Origin of the sequence: Pseudoalteromonas sp. BSi20652 (assembly GCF_000239855.1) — a bacterium.
In the GTDB taxonomy this organism is placed as follows: Bacteria; Pseudomonadota; Gammaproteobacteria; order Enterobacterales; family Alteromonadaceae; genus Pseudoalteromonas.
In genome coordinates this window covers 1-17,947 of sequence record NZ_BADT01000180.1, presented here as the reverse complement: position 1 = coordinate 17,947, position 17,947 = coordinate 1, and the positions used below count along the sequence as shown (strand labels likewise).

The window sequence follows — 17,947 nt, the reverse complement described above, 5'->3', positions numbered from 1 at the left end:
AGTTAGCGCATGGCTCTTAGTGAGCCAATCTATAGCCCAGTAGTTTTCCCTAAATCACTCTGGGCACTTTTTTGCCTATGCAAATTGAGTAGGCAAGAAGCAGTGCTTTTAGAGAAGTTATAAATCAGTTCGTTAAATAGCTTACTTGGTGTCTTCTCATTTACTCCTTATTCTCTTCTATTTGTGCAATTGGTTTTTTACTTTAACTTTAACGTGTGTTTACCAATAAAAATAAGTATTCACGAAGAGGTTATGAGGCGCTGCGCTTTTAGAGAAGTTATAAATCAGTTCGTTAAATAGCTTACTTGATGTCTTCTCATTTACTCCTCATTTTCTTCTCTTTGTGCAAATGATCTTTCAATAAGAAGCTACGCTTCTAACCTGAGCAAGCGCAACGTCTACATAACCAAGCAAAACTTTACCCTGTAGGCGTGAAGCTTGCTCACGCAAGTTATTAAAAATAGTTAAATATTCACAAAGAGGTTAAGAGACGCTTCGCTTTAGAGAAGTGATTAAAACAATAAACTTATAAAATACAGTATTGGTTATGTCTTCTCATTTACTCCTCATTTTCTTCTCTTTGTGCAAATGATCTTTTAATAAGAAGCCGTGCTTCTAACGTGAGCAAACTCAACGTCTACAAGTAAATAAAAGCAATTTAACTTTACTCTCGGTGGTGGGATTCAATAACTGACATCTAATATCTGAAACCTAATATCTTTCCCTAACAAAACCTAGTTACAATGTTTTTTAAACATCCAACTGGTTCTGACTGGCTCAAAATGAGCGCCAAATTTAAGCGACAAACATAAAATAGGTAAAGCATCTACCTGCTTAGCAATGTCGAACGCGCGTGAAAACTTATTGCCATGCTTAGCTGCCAGCTTAAGCTCGTTAACATATAACGCTTTGTATTTAGGAGGGAGCTGTTGCCAGTTCATTAGCGCAATTTGAATAATACCTAACTGTACATCAAACTTGTAAGGGCCTACCTTTTTACCCTGCTGAATATACTCATAAACACGTTCGCTTGGCCCTTCTTGGTAACTAACAACTTGTGCTAGTGCAATCCAGGTTTCTGGCCAGCTTTGGCGCAGCGCTACCGACTGTAAAAGTAATTGCTCTACCTGTTGGTAAATTGCTAAAACATCGGTGGTTTTATCTGTATCAGCGGCTAATTTAAGTATTTGCACATGCGCCATTAACTGCAGATAGTGCGGATGTGTGGGCTCAAGCGAACTGGCAAGGTTTATAGCATCTTGTGCTGATTGTAAATTTTGCGGGGAGTAATTATTAGCACTGCCATTTAACGTATTAACAGCATTAAAATACCAAGTGTTAGCGCGCATGCTTTGAAAGCTTGAAAAACAAATCGCTAATGTAATTAGCACAAGCACAACTATTTGAACCTGCTTAATAAGCTTATTGGTGTTATTCATCAAATAATGACGCCGTTAAATTAAATGGATTTGTTACAAACAACTCATGGGCTTTATCTGCCCCCATTAAGTCACTCACAATTTGCCTAGCTTTACTTAAAATAGGTGGTCTGCGTTTAACCGAATGCGCGTCGCTTGCAACATAGCTCACTAACCCATTTTTAAGCATATCAACACTAATAGCTTTTGCTCGTTCGCCCCACTCGCCTTCAATACTTGATGCGGTTAACTGAAATTCACAACCTAGTTGCTTTAAACGCTCTATATAAAAGGGTTTTGCTTGTATATCACGGTTGCGTTCTGGGTGCGGAATAATCGTTTTAATATTTTGCTTAGCCAACCAACTAATAAACTTATCGTACCCTTGCGGTACGTGTGAGTGCGGTAACTCAAGTAATACATAATTAACACCATTTAAATTACCAATAAACGGTAGTTTTTTGCTCATAACCAAGGTCATTAGCTCCACATCTAACCTAACCTCTGCGGCTACTGCTAGTTGTATATTAATATTTGCATCATGCGCGGCGTGTTTTAAATTAGCTAGGTCGTCATAAATATGCGAAGCCGCGTTATTAAAGCGGCCTAAATGAATGTGCGGAGTAGCTACCATGTGAGTTATACCATCGGCTTGTGCCATTTTTAATAGCGCTAAAGACTCCGTTAAGTCTTTAGCGCCATCGTCAAGCCCAGGTAGTATATGAGAATGTATATCTATCATTCGTTTTAAGCTGTTGGTTGCTCAGGTTTTTGTGAGTAATCATGGTAATCGTAGTAGCCGTAGCTATGCTCATCGTTTGACTTACTCATATCAACTTGGTTAAGCACTATGCCAGCAACATGTGCTTTAGACTCAAACAAACGCTCAATACCCGCTTTTATTGGTTTAATACGAGTTACATCAGATTTAACCACATAAATAACCGAATCTGCACTTTGTGCTATAACTAGTGCGTCACTCACTGCCTGAGTGGGCGGCGTATCAATAATAATATGATCATACTTAGCTTTAAGTAGCTCAAGCAGCTCACTAAAACGAATATTAGACAAAAGCTCTAAAGGGTTACCTGGTATTTGCCCACTTGGCATAATAGCAACACCCGACTGCTCGTCTATATGCACACACTCAGTAAGCTCTTCGGTACCTACAATTAGGTTACTTAAACCTGGGTGAAATACCGGAATATCAAAACGTTTTGCAATACTTGGTTTACGTAAATCGCCATCTATAATTAGCACTTTACCCATTTGCGCAAGCGACATAGCTAAATTAGCAGAGGTAGTGGTTTTACCCTCACCTGGGGAGCTGGAGGTAACCGCAATTACTTTAAGGTCGCGCTCTAACTGGGTTAACAACAAACTAGTGCGGAACGTGCGTACCGACTCGGCAAAACGCCTGTAGTTTTCATCAAGGTAAGCATGTATCGGAAACACGCTATTTTTTGGCAATTTAACATGCGGCAACAAACCAAGCATACGTTGTGCTAATTTGCCCTCAACATCATTTTTTGTTTTAGCTGTATCGTTAAGTGCATCAAACACAAAACTCATTACAATTGCAAAACCAAAACTTGCAACAAAAGCCAATACAACAATAAGCTTTTTATTGGGTTTACTTGGTTTATTTGGTGCATACGCGCGGTCGGTAAAACGTGCAGCAGCAGAAGTAAAGTCGCTTGTTACTTCGGTTTCTTTAGATCGCGATAAAAAGGTATTAAATATGCTGCGGTTTGTTTCAACTTCACGTTTTAACTGGTTGTACTGCGTTTCTTTACGGGTGATATTTTGATATTCAGCGCGTATTTTAGCTAGGTCGGCCTCAAGAGCACTAACGGTACGTGTTATTCTGTTTAGCTCTTTTTCAATACCAGTAATTAAACCTTTAATTTGCTTATTTAGGTTGGTTTTTACCGTAGCAAGCTCAGCCTTGGCCGATATGATTTTAGGGTGCTTAGGGCCGTAAACTTCGCTTAGTTCACTTACCTTACGCTCTACTAAAATAACCTCGCGCTTTACGTCTTGCACCACTTTGTGCGATGTAATTTCAGGCATGCTACCTAATAACTCTAAATTATTATTACCGTATTCGCTTATTACACGGTTAATACTTTGTAGATTATTTTTTTCATTGCGGGCCACTACTAATTGTTGCGACATTTGCTCAAGCTCTTGCGTTACAAGCCCTGCAATACCTTCAATATCTACCAGTTTTTGTGCTTCGCGGTAAGCCTGCAGTTTTTGTTCAGAGGTATCTAGTTGTATACGCAATTGTGATAAACGCGTATTTAACCAATTAGATGCCTGCTGGGTAATACCCATTTTAGCGCGCATTTGGCTTTCTATGTATACTTCACCCACTGTATTAGCCACTAAAGCAGCTAACTTAGGATCGCTTGACTCAAAGCTAATTTTAACAAGTTGCGTACTTCGCACAGGCTCAATACTTAGCTTGGCGTTAAATACGGCCACTAAACTAAGCATCTGTTGAGCTGCTTGCTCTTCGGGTGATAAAAGCATAGTTTGTTTTGTACTTAAAAATGGTAATAAACTTTTTATAAACGTTTGTAAATCATCTATTACTGAGGGCTTTGCAATAAAATCGGTGTGGTTTTTAAATTAAGTTTAGTTATTACTTCACGGGCAATACTGTCCGATTTCATAACCTCAAACTGTGTTAAGTAGTACTCTTTTTTATTAGAGTCTAATCCGTAAACCTCTTCAAAACTTACTGCCTTAGTTTGCTCTGCCTCAATAAGTAAAGTAGCTGTTGCAGTATATTTAGGTACTAAAGTAAGCGTAACCATAATCGCAAGTAAAGTAACAACAATGGCAAAGCTTAAAATACGCCACTTGGCACGCTTTATTACATTAATGTATATACCTAACTCAATAACTTCGTCGTCGCTTTTTAGGTTTTGGTTTGTTTGGTTCATTAATTACTGCCTTGTAAACTACTTTAAAACAAGCGTTGTTCTATTTTTATGGTGTCGCCAGGTGCAATTAGGCTGTTTAAATCACCTTTTTGTTGCTGCTGTTTAGTTTGTTCTTTAAATATGTATATTTTATCAACCGATGCACGCTCTGTTAAGCCACCTGCCAGTGCAATGGCTTGGTTAACTGTCATAGCGGGTTGGTATGGGTAAGCACCAGGTGCTTTTACCTCACCATGTATATAAAACGGGCGGTATTCAACTACTTGTACATATACATTAGGGTTAACTAAGTAATCAGGGCTTAACCCTTGTATTATTACTTGCTCAACTTCTGATGTATTAAGCCCAGTAAGTTTAACGTTACCTAAAAAAGGATAATTTACATCGCCGCTATTACCTAAAAGTGCTGTAACTTCTAAGTCGGGCTGACCAAATACTTTTATTTCAACCCTGTCGCCAGGGCCTAGTACATAACTTTGAGCGGTTTGCGCAAAGGCGTTGTTACTTAGCATAAGTAATACACAAAATAAAAATAACTTAAATTTCATTAATTAGCCTTTAACGCAAATGTAAAATTAATGCCTACCACTACTCTGTCAAATTCAATAGCCGTTTGAGTCGAGTTTTTATCTAATAAATCAACATAAGTCGATACCATGCCAAAATTATTGGCTACATAATTTAACCCAAAGCGTACACTTTTAGTTTGATCTTTTCGGCCAATATCACCTGTATATTGCTCATTAGTATAATTAAAGCTTGCAAGCGAGCTTAAGTAATCGCTCCAATTATGTGCCCAATTAACACCGTAGGTGCTTTCTTTTATGTAATCGCCTTCAACTAGTGGATCTTTCGCTGCACGACTAGTGCTTAACTGCACGGTCGAATAACTTAATGGCTGCCAATTAACCGCAGCTTCCCAACTTACACCGCTAAAATCGTCGCGCAACTCTGAGTCAAAGCTCTTTTTTTGATAACCTAACTTAAACGAGCCAGAAGTAACAGCCGTTGCCTCCCACTCCATACCGGCTAGCAATTTAGTATCGTCAGAATCGCGGCTAATGCCACCAGCATCAATTACATCATAACGATAATTTTCGCGCTTTAGCTCTATAAATGTTCTGCTTGCTGCTTGTGTATTGTAGTAGCCAGTAACACCCAATAACGTTTTATCGTAATCACGAAATTGCGAAATAGCTCTAAAATTTTGGTATTTTTTGTTAAAAAAACCAGCCTGCACTGCCACTTGGGCTTTTGAGCTTACGGCACCATATTCGTATCGAGCATTTACATTGTGTTGTTGGTATTTTACCAGTTCATTAACTACATCGCCTAAGCCTTCGGTTAAACCGCTACCACGTGGTTCATACAACCAATCGGCGCTGGCGTTAATATCTAACCTATGTTGGCTAGTAAATTCGTTATGCGTTGCAGCACTTAAATTAACTTGGGTAAAATTATCGGCGCTGTCTTTGTTATGCAAGCTTGTACTCGTAGCTGCATTTATATTGTAATAATTTACGCCATCTTCTATCAGTGCATCAATGTTTGGTGCAATAGTCCATATTAAACGCGACTCTTCGTCGTTTGGGGTGCTAAAAAAGTTATCGTTACTGCTAACTCCTGCAGTTAAAGTAGGCGTAATTTCGGCACCGTCTTTAGTTATAACACTGCCTGGCTTAAGCGCCGCAAATGCTGGGGCTGTAACCCCCATACCTACAATTAAAAGTAAGCCTTTAACCGGATTAGTAAGCGTTTGCATTTTTAAATCCCTTAAATATTGTTAAAAAAATAATTTTTATATCAAACCATAACGACCAATGCTTAATATAGTGCAAGTCAAATTCTACCCGTTTTTCCATTTTATCAAGCGTATCGGTTTCGCCGCGCCAACCATTAATTTGCGCCCAACCTGTTATACCGGGTTTTGCTTTATGGCGTAGCATATAAAACTCTACTTTTTTACGGTACTCCTCGTTGTGTGCAACAGCATGTGGGCGAGGCCCCACTATCGACATATCGCCTTTTAAAACATTTATAAATTGCGGCAGTTCGTCTAGGCTGGTGCGGCGTAAAAAACCACCTAATGGTGTTATACGGGCATCGTTTTTAGTGGCTTGAGTTACCACTGTGCTGTTTTCGGTCACGCTCATTGAGCGAAACTTCCACACTTTAATTTTACGCCCGTCAAGCCCGTAGCGGTCTTGCTTAAATATTACAGGCCCTTTAGAGGTAAGTTTAACGGCAATTGCAATACCAATAAGTATGGGTGAAATAAGCATTAATATTATTGTAGATAATACTATGTCTTCAGTGCGTTTTATAAACTCACGCGCACCAATAAAAGGCGATTCAAATACGCTTAGTGTGTCTACGTTACCAACATGCTCTACACGTGCATGTATTAAGTTAGAGAGTAAAAAGTCGGGTATAAAATGCACATCTACGGTGGTGTCACCCAGTTGCAGTAACAGATCGGCTATGCGTTTATCAGCTTTCATTGGCAGTGCAATATAGAGTATGTCTATTTTGCCCTCACGTGCTGCACAAATAGCGTTTTGTATTGTACCTGTTACTTCGTAAGTAGTTACGTTATTAAATAATCGCTCTGGCTTACGGTCGTCATAAAAGCCTAAAAATTTAAAACCTAACTCATCGTTTTTTTCAATCTCGTCGTATAAATATACCGCCGACTCAGTAGCCCCTACTATGGCAACATTACGTAAGTTCATCCCAAGTTTACGGCGATTTCGTTTATATAAATTAACGGCATAGCGCCACGTGTATAAAAATATAATACTAAACAGTAGCCATAAACCTAAGCCAACTCGCGAAAGTGACTCCGTAAACTTAAAAACAAACATAATAAAAAACAAAGTAGGCAAATAGCTAAAAACAATGCACTCCAGGCTGTAAAAATCATGTCTCTAAATTTACCTGCACGCCACGAACGATAAGCCGAAAATATTTCGGCGCAATATAAGTAACTTAAAGCAACAGTTAATATTGCAATAACGTAGTGGGTAGACAGCTCAAAATGATAAAAAAAACTCGAGCACTGAAAAGACCAAAAACAAAGAAAAAATGTCGAATAATCTATAAAAACTAGCATCGGAGGAGCCGTTAGGCTTAAACGTCCTTGAAGAGGTCATGATATATCCCTGTAGATATCTTAAAGTGAAATTAGCTTCACAACACTATGCACTAATAATAGAGCAATGTAGTTTTTTATACAATAATCTAATTGACATTTATACAAACTAAAAAACAAAGGTTAACCATATGTAAACATCTGTTTTATAATAAGTATTAAAAGCCAACCAAACAAACTCTATTTACTTGTAAACTATATACTTATTTAAATAATGCTTTAAACCAGTCCCAAATACCCAGTGAAAAACCTTCAATTAAATTTATACCTAATGCCGACTTTATTAAGTACAAAACTAGCAGTGTAAAGGCTAAAACACCTAGGCTAATAATAGTTAACACTATGGCTTGTAAACACAATGCCATTCTTTGTTCGCCTGGGCTTAAATTGCGCTTATTTCTGCCTGCCAATAGTACAAAGTAATACCGATACTTAAAAAAACCGAGCACACCTCGGTAATCTACTGCATGGTTACCCCACTGCCTAGCGCCAATAGCTATTTTTAAATGAGTTAGTTGCTCATCGCTAAAACTGGTTTGTATGTCCAAAGGCATCCTATTTAGTAAGCTTCTTATAGCTGGATCTTCAGATACTTTAGGCATAAATCATTCCATTTTAGTAATATTTTGTACATCAATTTTATTAGCAATAAACCCTTTAAAAATAGCCAAATAAAATATGATCATTGATGGTGCACCGCCAGACATAAAAAATAACATAAAAATAGAGTACAAACATAAAGCAATAAAAACCACTTTATCTTTTTTATTTCTTAAACTCACACTTTGTATAATATGAATTAAATAAGGTAAAAGTAATAAAAGCAATCCTGTTATACCTTGCTCTATTAAAGTATCTAAAAAGACATTATGTGTATATAGACCAAGTTTCGGGTTTATATAATAATCATCCATGTATACTGGTAGCATTTTAGGTCCAACACCAAAGATAGGATTCATTGTAAATATATCCCACCCGTTTGTTAATAATGACTGCCTATGTAGGTTAGAAATCCAAAGTGCTTGTTCTTCATCTAAATAAAGCATTTCAAAATCTGAGTATTCAAAAAAAGTAAAACTATTTAAAAAAGATAAATCATAAAATAATGCCAATAGCAGTGCTGTTAAGCTACACAGGGCTAAAATTATAAATTTATATAACGGCCTTATAGTAATAAAGAGATAAAAAAAGGCAACCATATGAAATGCCAAAATACCTTTTCGCTCTAAGGAGAGTAATATCACCGGGTACAAAAAAAACAAAGGCTTTAAGTAGCTTTTGTCACCAAAATAATAAGCGCAACTTAAAAGTATTACCCCAGTTAATGCAAAGGCGTATTTAGCATCGCCTAAAAGTTTATAGCGTGTTAGTTGCCCATGCATAAGGTGGTAAATTAAGGTTACAAAGCAAACAACTAACAGAGTTTTTATAAAAATTGTTCTAAATTTTTCTGGATTTTTGACCGCACTTGTATATACCACCACTAAAGTAAAAAGAATTAGCATCCACTGTACGGTCGCAATAATAGCTTTAGTTAAACCCACCTGCGCTAATGCATTAAAAAAGCAATAAACTATAAAAATGCATATATAATTAAAACCAACTGGGTACTTAATAACTATTTTATTTTTTAATAGCAGTAATACAAAAATAGAAATCGAAAACAAGGCTAGCACATCAGATAGCCTTATTATGACTCCACCGGTTTTGAGTCTAAAGTCAGTGAAATATAATGGTATTACCATAGCAGTAATCATAAAAAGCACATATTCAAGGTTTTTCACTTTAATGCTAAACATTGTTTAACACGCTTTTATAAATTTGGGTGTGCTCAATAGCTGTATTAATAATTGAAAAACTCGTTGCTTTATTAAGCGCAGCTACAGACTGTTCATTATAATAATTAGTATCATCAACCAGCGTGTTTATTTTAGCAGCTAATGTATGCGCATCGCCCACTTCAAATAAACCTTGCTCAACAACTACATTATTTAAACCCTTAACATTAGTGGCAAACGATGGGAGCCCGGCTGCCATTGCCTCTACTACTGCAATACCAAACCCTTCCCAGTGGGAAGATTGTATATATACATCTAATGAATCTAAAAAAGTGGGTATATCGTTAACTTGCCCTAAAAATTTAACTTTGTTACTGACACCTAGGCTTAAAGCATAATCTTCGTACTCTGATCTTAATTCGCCATCGCCTGCTAAATTAAGTACAAACCGTTCATCAAGCAATGTCATTAATTTTAATAAGGTTTTTATATCTTTTTGTGGTGCAAAACGACCAACCATGCCTATATTTATCACTTTAGAATCGGCGCTTAGTGTTTTAGCAGTTTGAGAAAATCGCTCCAAATTAACGCCATTATTTATAACATAAGCTTTTGATCTACTAACTTTAATGCTTTCTAAAAACTTAGTTTTAACACCTTCCGATATACAAATTATTTTTTTAAATTTTTTATAAATAATACTTTCAAGCGTTTTTATAAAAGGTATATCGCGGCGCCTGTAATGCGGGTTATGCTCTGTAACTATTGTTGGCGTATTTGTAAAGTACGCAATATAAATTGACGGGTATAAATGGGTATGCACTAAATCAGCTGCATTTAAGCGTTTTATAACACCATAAAAGCCCAAGTCACGCTTATGTAATACCTCTACCCCTAAAGCTTTTAACTCATCAACGTATTCGTTTTTACCACGAGTTAATATCACTTCAAACTTGAAGTCATTGTTTTGTAGCATCATTAAGTCTATAAGCAAACGCTGAACACCGCCTAAACGCTGCAGGTCATTTGTTATGTGCACTATTTTTTTCATTTATTATCCATAATAAGCTTTAACTTTAAATACACAGTTAAATTACAAAACTCGCCCAATGAAACAGCAAAAGTAAGTAAAACTAAATTTTAAACGTTCAACCATAGAATCATTATATTTAAGGAACAAAGGTTTAAACGAATCATTTATTTTTAAGCATTGCCTATAAAATAGATGCCTGTCTTTCCTATCTTTAATTTTAGAACCTTTTAATACTGTTAACAAAGAAAACCTAGCAACCTCAGCAGTAACAATGTTTTTATGATCGAAAAGCTCAATAGTGTCTTTAACTGAGTTAACTAAGTTGAGTAATAAATGAGAATAAGTAGAAGTGCGTATGCTAGTTGTAGAACCCGCTCTTTTTCTGTAGTAAACCAAAACAGAAGATATTTTCACTGTTGTACTTGCCTTCGAAAAAGCCTGTACATTATAAAAAACATCTTCGTAAATCATACCTTCGGGGAAAGTAAGACCATCCAACATGCTTTTTCTGTATAAGCGAGTCCAAACAAAAAACCACTGTAGAACGGGTTTAAATTTGATGACTTTAACTCGGTTAGTACCAGAGTAGACCTAGCGGGGAGAACAGAAGTAAACTCTTCAAAACTAAATTCAATTATGTCATTTGTTGCCGCTGTTACATAAGATGTGAGTACATCCCAATAATTGGAGGCAATTGCATCGTCAGAATCTATAAAGCCAATATACTCACCTTTCGCAATGAGCAATGCTGCATTACGGGCAGCAGCTTGGCCTTTATTAATGGGTTGCTTAATTATTGTTGAATTAAAGTTTATGACTGATTTATGTTCTAAAATAAAACTTTCGCAGAGGCTTATTGAATTTTCAGGGCAGCAGTCATCAACAAAAATAATCTCAACTTGGTCGCTATTAGCACCCTGAAGTAAGCTTTTCATTAAATCAGGTATAAATTCAGCTACTTTATAAACAGGGCATATAAGTGATAATTTAATTGGCATATTAATTATTTACACCACCTTTTATTACACCATATTGTTTTGCGTAGCTCTCTAGCATTACAGGTAGCGAGTACTTTTGCTTGTACAACTCATAAGCAGCATCACCATGTGAGACTGTTTTAGCTTTATTATTAATGTATTCACCCATGGCAATAGCCATTGTAGATGCATCACGAATAGGGATTAAATAGCCCGATTCACCCTCTATTATTAGCTCAGAGCAGCCACCAACATCCGATGCAATGACCGCTTTTTTACACGCCATTGCTTCAATAATGCTGCGTGGTAAGCCTTCCCAAAAACTAGAGAGTATAAATACGTCAGCCTGAGTCAGTTTTTCGGCAAAGTTGTCAACCACGCCACAAAAGTTTATTACCCCTTCAGGAAAATGAGCAAACAACTGCTTTACTTTAGCTTCGTACTGGCCATCACCATAAATGCTAAGCGTAAATGGTTTGCCTTGGCTTAATAAAGAGTCACACGCTTGCGCGAGCGTAGTGTAGTCTTTTTGATCTTCAAAACGGGCTGCGGTAATAAAGTTAACGGGTTTGTCGGTTAACTCCCACGTATCGTCAAATTTACCAAGCATACCGTTGCGTATCACTAATAACTTTTTGTCGGGCACGCCTATTCGTAAATACTCGTTTTTATCAAACTCGCACACACCTATAATTTTTGAGGGTAAATACGAGAGTAATTTTTCAAGTCGCTCATATTTTTTAAAGCCTTTATTTTCGGGTGTATTAACAAAAGGCACACCATGGGGAACATAATAAGAGCGTTTAAAAGTAAGCATTGCAGCTATACGCCCAAGCGCACCTATTTTAGCCGTATGCCAAGAACAAACTTGCGGGCTTTCCGATATAATTAACCATATTAATTTTAGCAATGACCAAATATCGCTTAATGGGCTTAAATCTCTTTTTAAATCATTTAAAGCATGCACTTTAAAACCAGCCGCTCGCAATTTGGTTATAGCATCGCCATTACCACCAATTGCATATATAACCTCAGCACCTTCAGCTCTAAATTTTTCACCTATTTGGCAAATATGTTTAAACGATCCCGATACTACCGTGTCTGATCGTGTCATACCTATTAAAATTTTCACAAATAATTACTCTTATTATTATTGCAGTATCAAATTTAAATTTATTAAAATGGTATTTATACTTATAAATGCCAATCAAAAATTACTTAAGAACTCTGTTCTCAATTGTTGTTCAATATTATCCTATCTAAACCTGTCTATATGCAGAGCCTGTTTTTCATCATCAGATGAAAGTATAGATACAATACTACTCTTAATACTTTCCACTGAGCGGGGGTCGAAAAAAAATGCTGACTCGCCCATTATTTCCTCAAATACCTTAATACTCGAACAGCAAACTTTTGTTCCACAAGCAGTAGCTTCAATTAATGGCATACCAAAACCTTCAAGGTATGAAGGGGTAATAAATACTTTTTTTTTGATATAAATCAATCAAACCAGCTTCGTCGATACTTTCAATAAAGTTTATGTTTTTTACGTTTTTAGAATCAGAGAGCTCTATATACTTATTAATACTAGGTAGCGTGCCTAGATCTCTGCCTACTAAATTAAGTTTAATCTCAAAGGTTATTTGTTCTATGGCTTTGATTAAATTTAAATGATTTTTTCTGTCTTCGTAAGTCGCAACATAAACAAGGTCATAAAGTTTAGGTTTTTTTAGCTCTGTGTATTCATCGGTTATGCCATTATATGAAACAATAACATTATCGCTTAACAAGCCACACTTAGAAACAATATCATCTTTAGTGTACTGGCTAACTGTAACCACTTTATGAGAGCGCTTTAATTGCCAGCGCTGGAATAACGCACTTAGCTTACCAAGGCCACCACGCGCAAACTCTGTCCAGTTTCTTAAATCATGTATTAGTTGATAATGATAATGCTTAAACCCACAAAATAAGGGTATAGGTTGAAAGTCACTATACAACACCCCTTTTGGTAGCTTTAATAAAACCCAGCTTAAATGTAGCCACGAAAGCAATCGTTCTATCTTTTTGTTATATGGCTTAATATAAATAACTTTTTCTTCTGGGCACCATGCAGGGCGCTGTCCTTGCTGTACAATTACGTATGTATCTAGCTCATTAGCTAAAATGTGGCGCTTACCCAGCTCATCAAACCGCTTGTTTGCACCTGTAACTCTATCATTTAAATAATACAAAGATGTTAAATATAATTTATTTTTCAACGTTAAATCCCTAATAAATAATCTTAAATAGCACTTTTAAACTTTTTTAATAAAAACTCTTTACCAGGCTGAGTAACTAAACTTGATATAGGCTTAATGACACAAAAAACTGCAAAAAACATCAAAACTACTAAAGTATTAAATAAACCATCTAAGCTTAATACATATGATAAAAACCAGTAAAAAAGTAGAATTATTATTAATGACAATATACTGGGCACAAAAGTACTCAACATACTTTTAGTGTTAGCGTTTGTTTTAATCATGATCACAAGCAATGTAAGTGAAAATCTAAACATACTTGATGTAACAACTGCATAGGCAACTCCTTTTATGCCGTACTGCACTCCAAAGAAAAGAAAAACAGCCATAAATAATAATGAAATCATTTGCTTTATTGTTAGTAATTTTACTAAATTGTAAGCAGCAAGATATGAATCCATAAACGACGTTAAGGCTCTAAAAACAATACAAATAGCCAATATTTTTAGTAATGATGCAACTTGACCCCACTGATCTCCCATCATAAATAATACGATCTCATCTGCACCAAGTATTATGGTGAGAGTACCCACACACAAAGCTAAGCTAAGCAGGCTAATTGATTGCAAAAACAACTTCGTGAGCTTATCTTTATCATCTTTAAGAGATGACATTATTGGAAAAATCACTCTATCAACTATTAATAAATATATTTGATTCGGGAATTCAACTAACTGCATGGCTCTAGAATACGAGCCAAGCATTGCCCCCCCTAAGCTTTTACTTATTAGAGCAATGTCTATTTGTTGACTGAGTAAAGTTAATGTGTTGTTGAAAAAAAATGCAACACCATACTTTAAGATCTCTTTCAGCTCTTTTTTATAAGCTCTAAAATATAATAAATTCCAACCACGTAATAGTATAAATATTACAGAGATTAATTCGGTTATCCACATACCAATAATAATTGACCAAAAACCAAAGTCATAATAAAGTAAAGGTACTGTTACAAAAATATTACCTACAACAGTTCCAATCGCTTGCACTTTACCTATGCTTATAGCCTCACCATTACGCTGCATTAGTGCTGAACAAACGTTACTAACACCAAGAATAAGAAACATCAAACCTGATATTTTTAGTGGTAATTCAGTTCCATCAATAGTTAAAAAGTTCGCTATGTTACCACTAAAAACAACAAGTGAAAGGCATAGAGTAATACATATTATTAACGATAAGTTTAGTGCACTACCTATATGTTTTTTACTTATAATAGGCCGTTGTATAATAGTTCTCACTATTCCCATTTCTGCGACTAAATACGCCAAAGAATAAACCATCGTAAATGCTGCAACCACACCAAAGTCTTCTGGTGTTAAAAAACGTGCCGTTACCATTAATATTGCTAACCTAACTAGCTTAGATGAAATTGTAAGCGCAGCCATAACACCAATACCTGATAACATTGATTTATTATCAGGCACTTAAAATCTCTTTAAAAATTAAATTTAAAAAAGAGAATTTATTAAAACTTTTTATACAAGCTTTATTATTTTTTTACCATAATTTTTTTCTAAAACCCTGTTGAAAGAAAATTAGTAATACTTGTCTCAATATGAAATTTTAAACTTACATATATCTTAACGCATACTATTAAAGGTTTATCCTTTAGAAAATAACTTAGTAATGAGAGATCACTACTAAGTTGAGTGCATTTTATTTATTGCCTAGACTATTATACTCTTTATACCAATCAACAAACTGCTGCATACCATATTCAATGTTTGTATTAGGTTTAAAGCCAACTTCTTTTTGTAGGCTGTCTATATCTGCGAAGGTTGCTGGTACGTCACCTGCTTGCATTGGCATGTAATTTTTGTCGGCTATTTTACCTGCCGCTTTTTCGATTGATTCAATAAAGGTCATTAATGCGATAGGTTCGTTATTACCAATATTAAATACACGGTATGGTGCTTTACTTGACTCTGGCGAGGTATTGCTGTTCGTCTGGTCTCTTTTTGGAACTACATCTTGAATGCGAATAATGCCCTCTACAATGTCGTCTATGTAGGTAAAGTCGCGTTTCATTTTGCCGTTATTAAATACTTTAATTTCTCGGTTGTTTAATATTGCATCGGTAAATAAGTACGGGGCCATATCGGGGCGACCCCACGGGCCATACACTGTAAAAAAGCGCAACCCTGTTGTTGGCAGGTCGTATAGGTGGCTATAGCTATGCGCCATCAACTCATTTGATTTTTTAGTTGCCGCATATAGCGATACCGGGTGGTCTACTGCATCATCAGTCGAAAATGGCATTTTTTCGTTCATGCCATATACAGAGCTTGATGATGCATACACTAAATGCTGTACTTTATTATGGCGACACCCTTCTAAAATAGTAGCCGTGCCCACTAAGTTAGAATCGATATATGCCATTGGATTTTCTATTGAGTAACGCACGCCAGCTTGCGCTGCTAGGTGTATAACGCGGTCAAATTTTTCATCTTTAAATAAATTGGCTATGCCGTCTCTGTCGGCTAAATCCATTTTTACAAAACGAAATTGCGTAAGGTGTTTAATACGCTCAAGCCTTGCATATTTTAACGCCGGATCGTAATAATCGTTTAGGTTATCTAGCCCTACTACTTCGTGGCCATCGTTACATAAGCGCTCAGCCACAAAGTTACCGATAAAACCTGCGGCACCGGTTACTAAATATTTCATTTGTAAGAATCCTTTAAATTTACTTTATTAATTTAATTTCAGGCACTGCTGTTTTGGCGTTTAAATATTACCGTTAAATACAAATTAAATTTGATTGTGATTTATACAAGTAAGTTACGAAACCAGTTTTTTAACTGCTTTGGTAAACTCTTCACCCATATGGCTTGATTGCATTGCATATTCTACATTGGCAAGCATATAGCCTAATTTAGAACCACAATCGTGCGACTGTCCTTTTAGATGGTACGCTTCAAGTGTTTCTAGGTGGCGTAATTGTAGTAATGCATCGGTAAGTTGTATTTCGCCACCGGCACCAGGAGGTGTGTACTCTAGTAAATCCCAAATGGTAGGCGATACAACATAACGCCCTGTAATAGCTAAGTTGCTTGGTGCTTCATCGGTATCTGGCTTTTCTACCATGTTTTTAATTATTGCGTTTTGGCCCGCGTTAATTTTTATGCCTGCTAGGTCAACTACACCATATTGGTGTACTTGCTCTTGAGGCACAGGCTCTACCATTACTTGGTTGTGGCCTGTTTGGTCAAACCGGTCAATCATTTGGCTTAGGTTATCGGTTTTTGGGTTTGATTTGTATTTATCTATAATTACGTCGGGTAACATTACGGCAAATGGGTTATTGCCAACTATTGGTTTAGCGGCAAGTACTGCGTGGCCAAGGCCTAAAGGTGCAGATTGGCGAACCGAAATTACGGTTACATCTTTTGGTACTATTGAGCGAACCTCTTCTAGTAGGCTGCGTTTTACGCGTGCCTCTAGTGTAGCTTCTAGCTCAAAGCTTGTGTCAAAGTGGTTTTCAATTGAGTTTTTTGAAGCGTGTGTAACAAGCACAATTTCTTTTATGCCAGCGGCTACAGCTTCGTTAACTACGTATTGAATTAAAGGTTTGTCTACCAGGGGGAGCATTTCTTTTGGAATGGCTTTTGTGGCTGGCAACATACGAGTACCTAAACCGGCAACAGGGAGAACTGCTTTTTAATACTTTCACTTTAATTCCTTTTTATTTTTTTAAAAAACCACAAAAAAGGACAAGCAAGAGCTTAAGTCCTTTTAACGTAAATCACATACCGTGTGCCTTAATTATTATACACAACACAATAATGTACTCAACTAATATAGCATCCTTTTATATTGTTTTTTGTTAATTTTTTGTTGCACCAAAATAACTGTGCATCGCCCTAAATTGGTGCTGTTGCGGCATTTTCATTAGCTACCTTTTTAATGCTAATAATACTATACTTGTGGCGTTTAATTATTAGGGTAATTTAACTTAAGGGAAGACGTGTGCGCTTATTTGTTTGCATTTTAATTTTTATATCGTTTTTTGTATGTGCGCAAGACATGCTTTTGCATTTGCGTAACAGCGATATAATAAATCGTGCACAACAACAATATGGTAATGAAGGCTACACACGTATAAAAAATTGGCTTAGTTTTATTGATAGCAGCCAAGGTAAAAGCGAGTGGCAACAAATTCATTTAGTTAACGATTTTTTTAATAAACACATAAAATATAAAAACGACGATGAGCTGTGGCAACAAAAAGATTACTGGGCTACTCCGCTAGAAAGTTTAGGTGTTGGTATGGGTGATTGCGAAGACTACGTTATTGCTAAGTACTTTACGTTAATAGCACTGGGTATACCTG

At 36.3% G+C, this 17,947-nt stretch carries 15 protein-coding genes and 3 pseudogenes; 1 reads left to right on the top strand and 17 read right to left on the bottom strand.

Translation table 11 applies throughout. From position 1 onward, the window contains the following. Positions 1 to 734 precede the first annotated feature (734 nt). From P20652_RS04365 to galU, 17 genes and pseudogenes are all read right to left on the bottom strand, one after another. Positions 735 to 1,439, bottom strand: a complete 705-nt coding sequence (locus tag P20652_RS04365) for a VpsP family polysaccharide biosynthesis protein (RefSeq protein ID WP_008171032.1) — start codon at positions 1,437 to 1,439, stop codon at positions 735 to 737. Beyond that, positions 1,432 to 2,160, bottom strand: a complete 729-nt coding sequence (locus P20652_RS04370) for a tyrosine-protein phosphatase (RefSeq protein WP_008171031.1) — start codon at positions 2,158 to 2,160, stop codon at positions 1,432 to 1,434. The genes P20652_RS04365 and P20652_RS04370 overlap by 8 nt, the downstream gene beginning before the upstream one ends. A gap of 5 nt (positions 2,161 to 2,165) precedes the next feature. Further along, positions 2,166 to 4,372, bottom strand: a pseudogene (locus tag P20652_RS04375) (GumC family protein). A gap of 23 nt (positions 4,373 to 4,395) precedes the next feature. Beyond that, positions 4,396 to 4,920, bottom strand: coding sequence for a polysaccharide biosynthesis/export family protein (locus P20652_RS04380; RefSeq protein ID WP_008171028.1), 525 nt, complete (start codon positions 4,918 to 4,920; stop codon positions 4,396 to 4,398). Next, positions 4,920 to 6,134 (bottom strand): outer membrane beta-barrel protein, encoded by a 1,215-nt coding sequence (locus tag P20652_RS04385; RefSeq protein ID WP_008171026.1) that lies wholly within the window; start codon positions 6,132 to 6,134, stop codon positions 4,920 to 4,922. Before P20652_RS04385 ends, P20652_RS04380 begins: the two co-directional genes overlap by 1 nt. Beyond that, positions 6,118 to 7,524 (bottom strand): annotated as a pseudogene (locus P20652_RS18775) (undecaprenyl-phosphate glucose phosphotransferase). Before P20652_RS18775 ends, P20652_RS04385 begins: the two are co-directional and overlap by 17 nt. Before the next feature lie 202 nt (positions 7,525 to 7,726). Further along, positions 7,727 to 8,125 (bottom strand): hypothetical protein, encoded by a 399-nt coding sequence (locus tag P20652_RS04390; protein WP_008171019.1) that lies wholly within the window; start codon positions 8,123 to 8,125, stop codon positions 7,727 to 7,729. A 3-nt stretch (positions 8,126 to 8,128) separates the two neighbouring features. Then, positions 8,129 to 9,307 (bottom strand): O-antigen ligase, encoded by a 1,179-nt coding sequence (locus tag P20652_RS04395; RefSeq protein WP_237707142.1) that lies wholly within the window; start codon positions 9,305 to 9,307, stop codon positions 8,129 to 8,131. Between the two features lie 7 nt (positions 9,308 to 9,314). After that, on the bottom strand, positions 9,315 to 10,352 hold the full coding sequence (locus P20652_RS04400; protein ID WP_008171017.1) for a glycosyltransferase: 1,038 nt from the start codon (positions 10,350 to 10,352) through the stop codon (positions 9,315 to 9,317). A 42-nt stretch (positions 10,353 to 10,394) separates the two neighbouring features. Beyond that, positions 10,395 to 10,835, bottom strand: coding sequence for a hypothetical protein (locus P20652_RS18770; protein ID WP_139048235.1), 441 nt, complete (start codon positions 10,833 to 10,835; stop codon positions 10,395 to 10,397). Continuing rightward, the gene (locus P20652_RS18765) at positions 10,802 to 11,332 is read right to left on the bottom strand and encodes a glycosyltransferase family A protein (RefSeq protein ID WP_008171016.1); all 531 of its coding nucleotides are present in this window, start codon (positions 11,330 to 11,332) and stop codon (positions 10,802 to 10,804) included. The genes P20652_RS18770 and P20652_RS18765 overlap by 34 nt, the downstream gene beginning before the upstream one ends. Before the next feature lies 1 nt (position 11,333). Next, positions 11,334 to 12,443, bottom strand: a complete 1,110-nt coding sequence (locus P20652_RS04405; protein ID WP_008171015.1) for a glycosyltransferase family 4 protein — start codon at positions 12,441 to 12,443, stop codon at positions 11,334 to 11,336. Between the two features lie 123 nt (positions 12,444 to 12,566). Next, entirely contained in the window at positions 12,567 to 12,758 is a 192-nt protein-coding gene (locus P20652_RS21515; protein WP_033017811.1) for a hypothetical protein, read from the bottom strand. A 10-nt stretch (positions 12,759 to 12,768) separates the two neighbouring features. Further along, the gene (locus P20652_RS04410) at positions 12,769 to 13,572 is read right to left on the bottom strand and encodes a glycosyltransferase (protein ID WP_008171013.1); all 804 of its coding nucleotides are present in this window, start codon (positions 13,570 to 13,572) and stop codon (positions 12,769 to 12,771) included. 23 nt (positions 13,573 to 13,595) lie between these two features. After that, entirely contained in the window at positions 13,596 to 15,038 is a 1,443-nt protein-coding gene (locus tag P20652_RS04415) for an oligosaccharide flippase family protein (protein ID WP_008171011.1), read from the bottom strand. A 232-nt stretch (positions 15,039 to 15,270) separates the two neighbouring features. Then, positions 15,271 to 16,281, bottom strand: a complete 1,011-nt coding sequence (locus P20652_RS04420) for an NAD-dependent epimerase (protein ID WP_008171009.1) — start codon at positions 16,279 to 16,281, stop codon at positions 15,271 to 15,273. Positions 16,282 to 16,395: 114 nt separating this feature from the next. Continuing rightward, positions 16,396 to 17,274, bottom strand: a pseudogene (gene galU, locus P20652_RS04425) (UTP--glucose-1-phosphate uridylyltransferase GalU); the annotation flags it as partial. Positions 17,275 to 17,583: 309 nt separating this feature from the next. On the opposite strand from galU, the gene P20652_RS18755 reads away from it, so the two are divergent. Then, positions 17,584 to 17,947, top strand: a 364-nt coding sequence (locus tag P20652_RS18755) for a transglutaminase-like cysteine peptidase (protein WP_033017809.1), incomplete at its 3' end; no start/stop codon positions are given.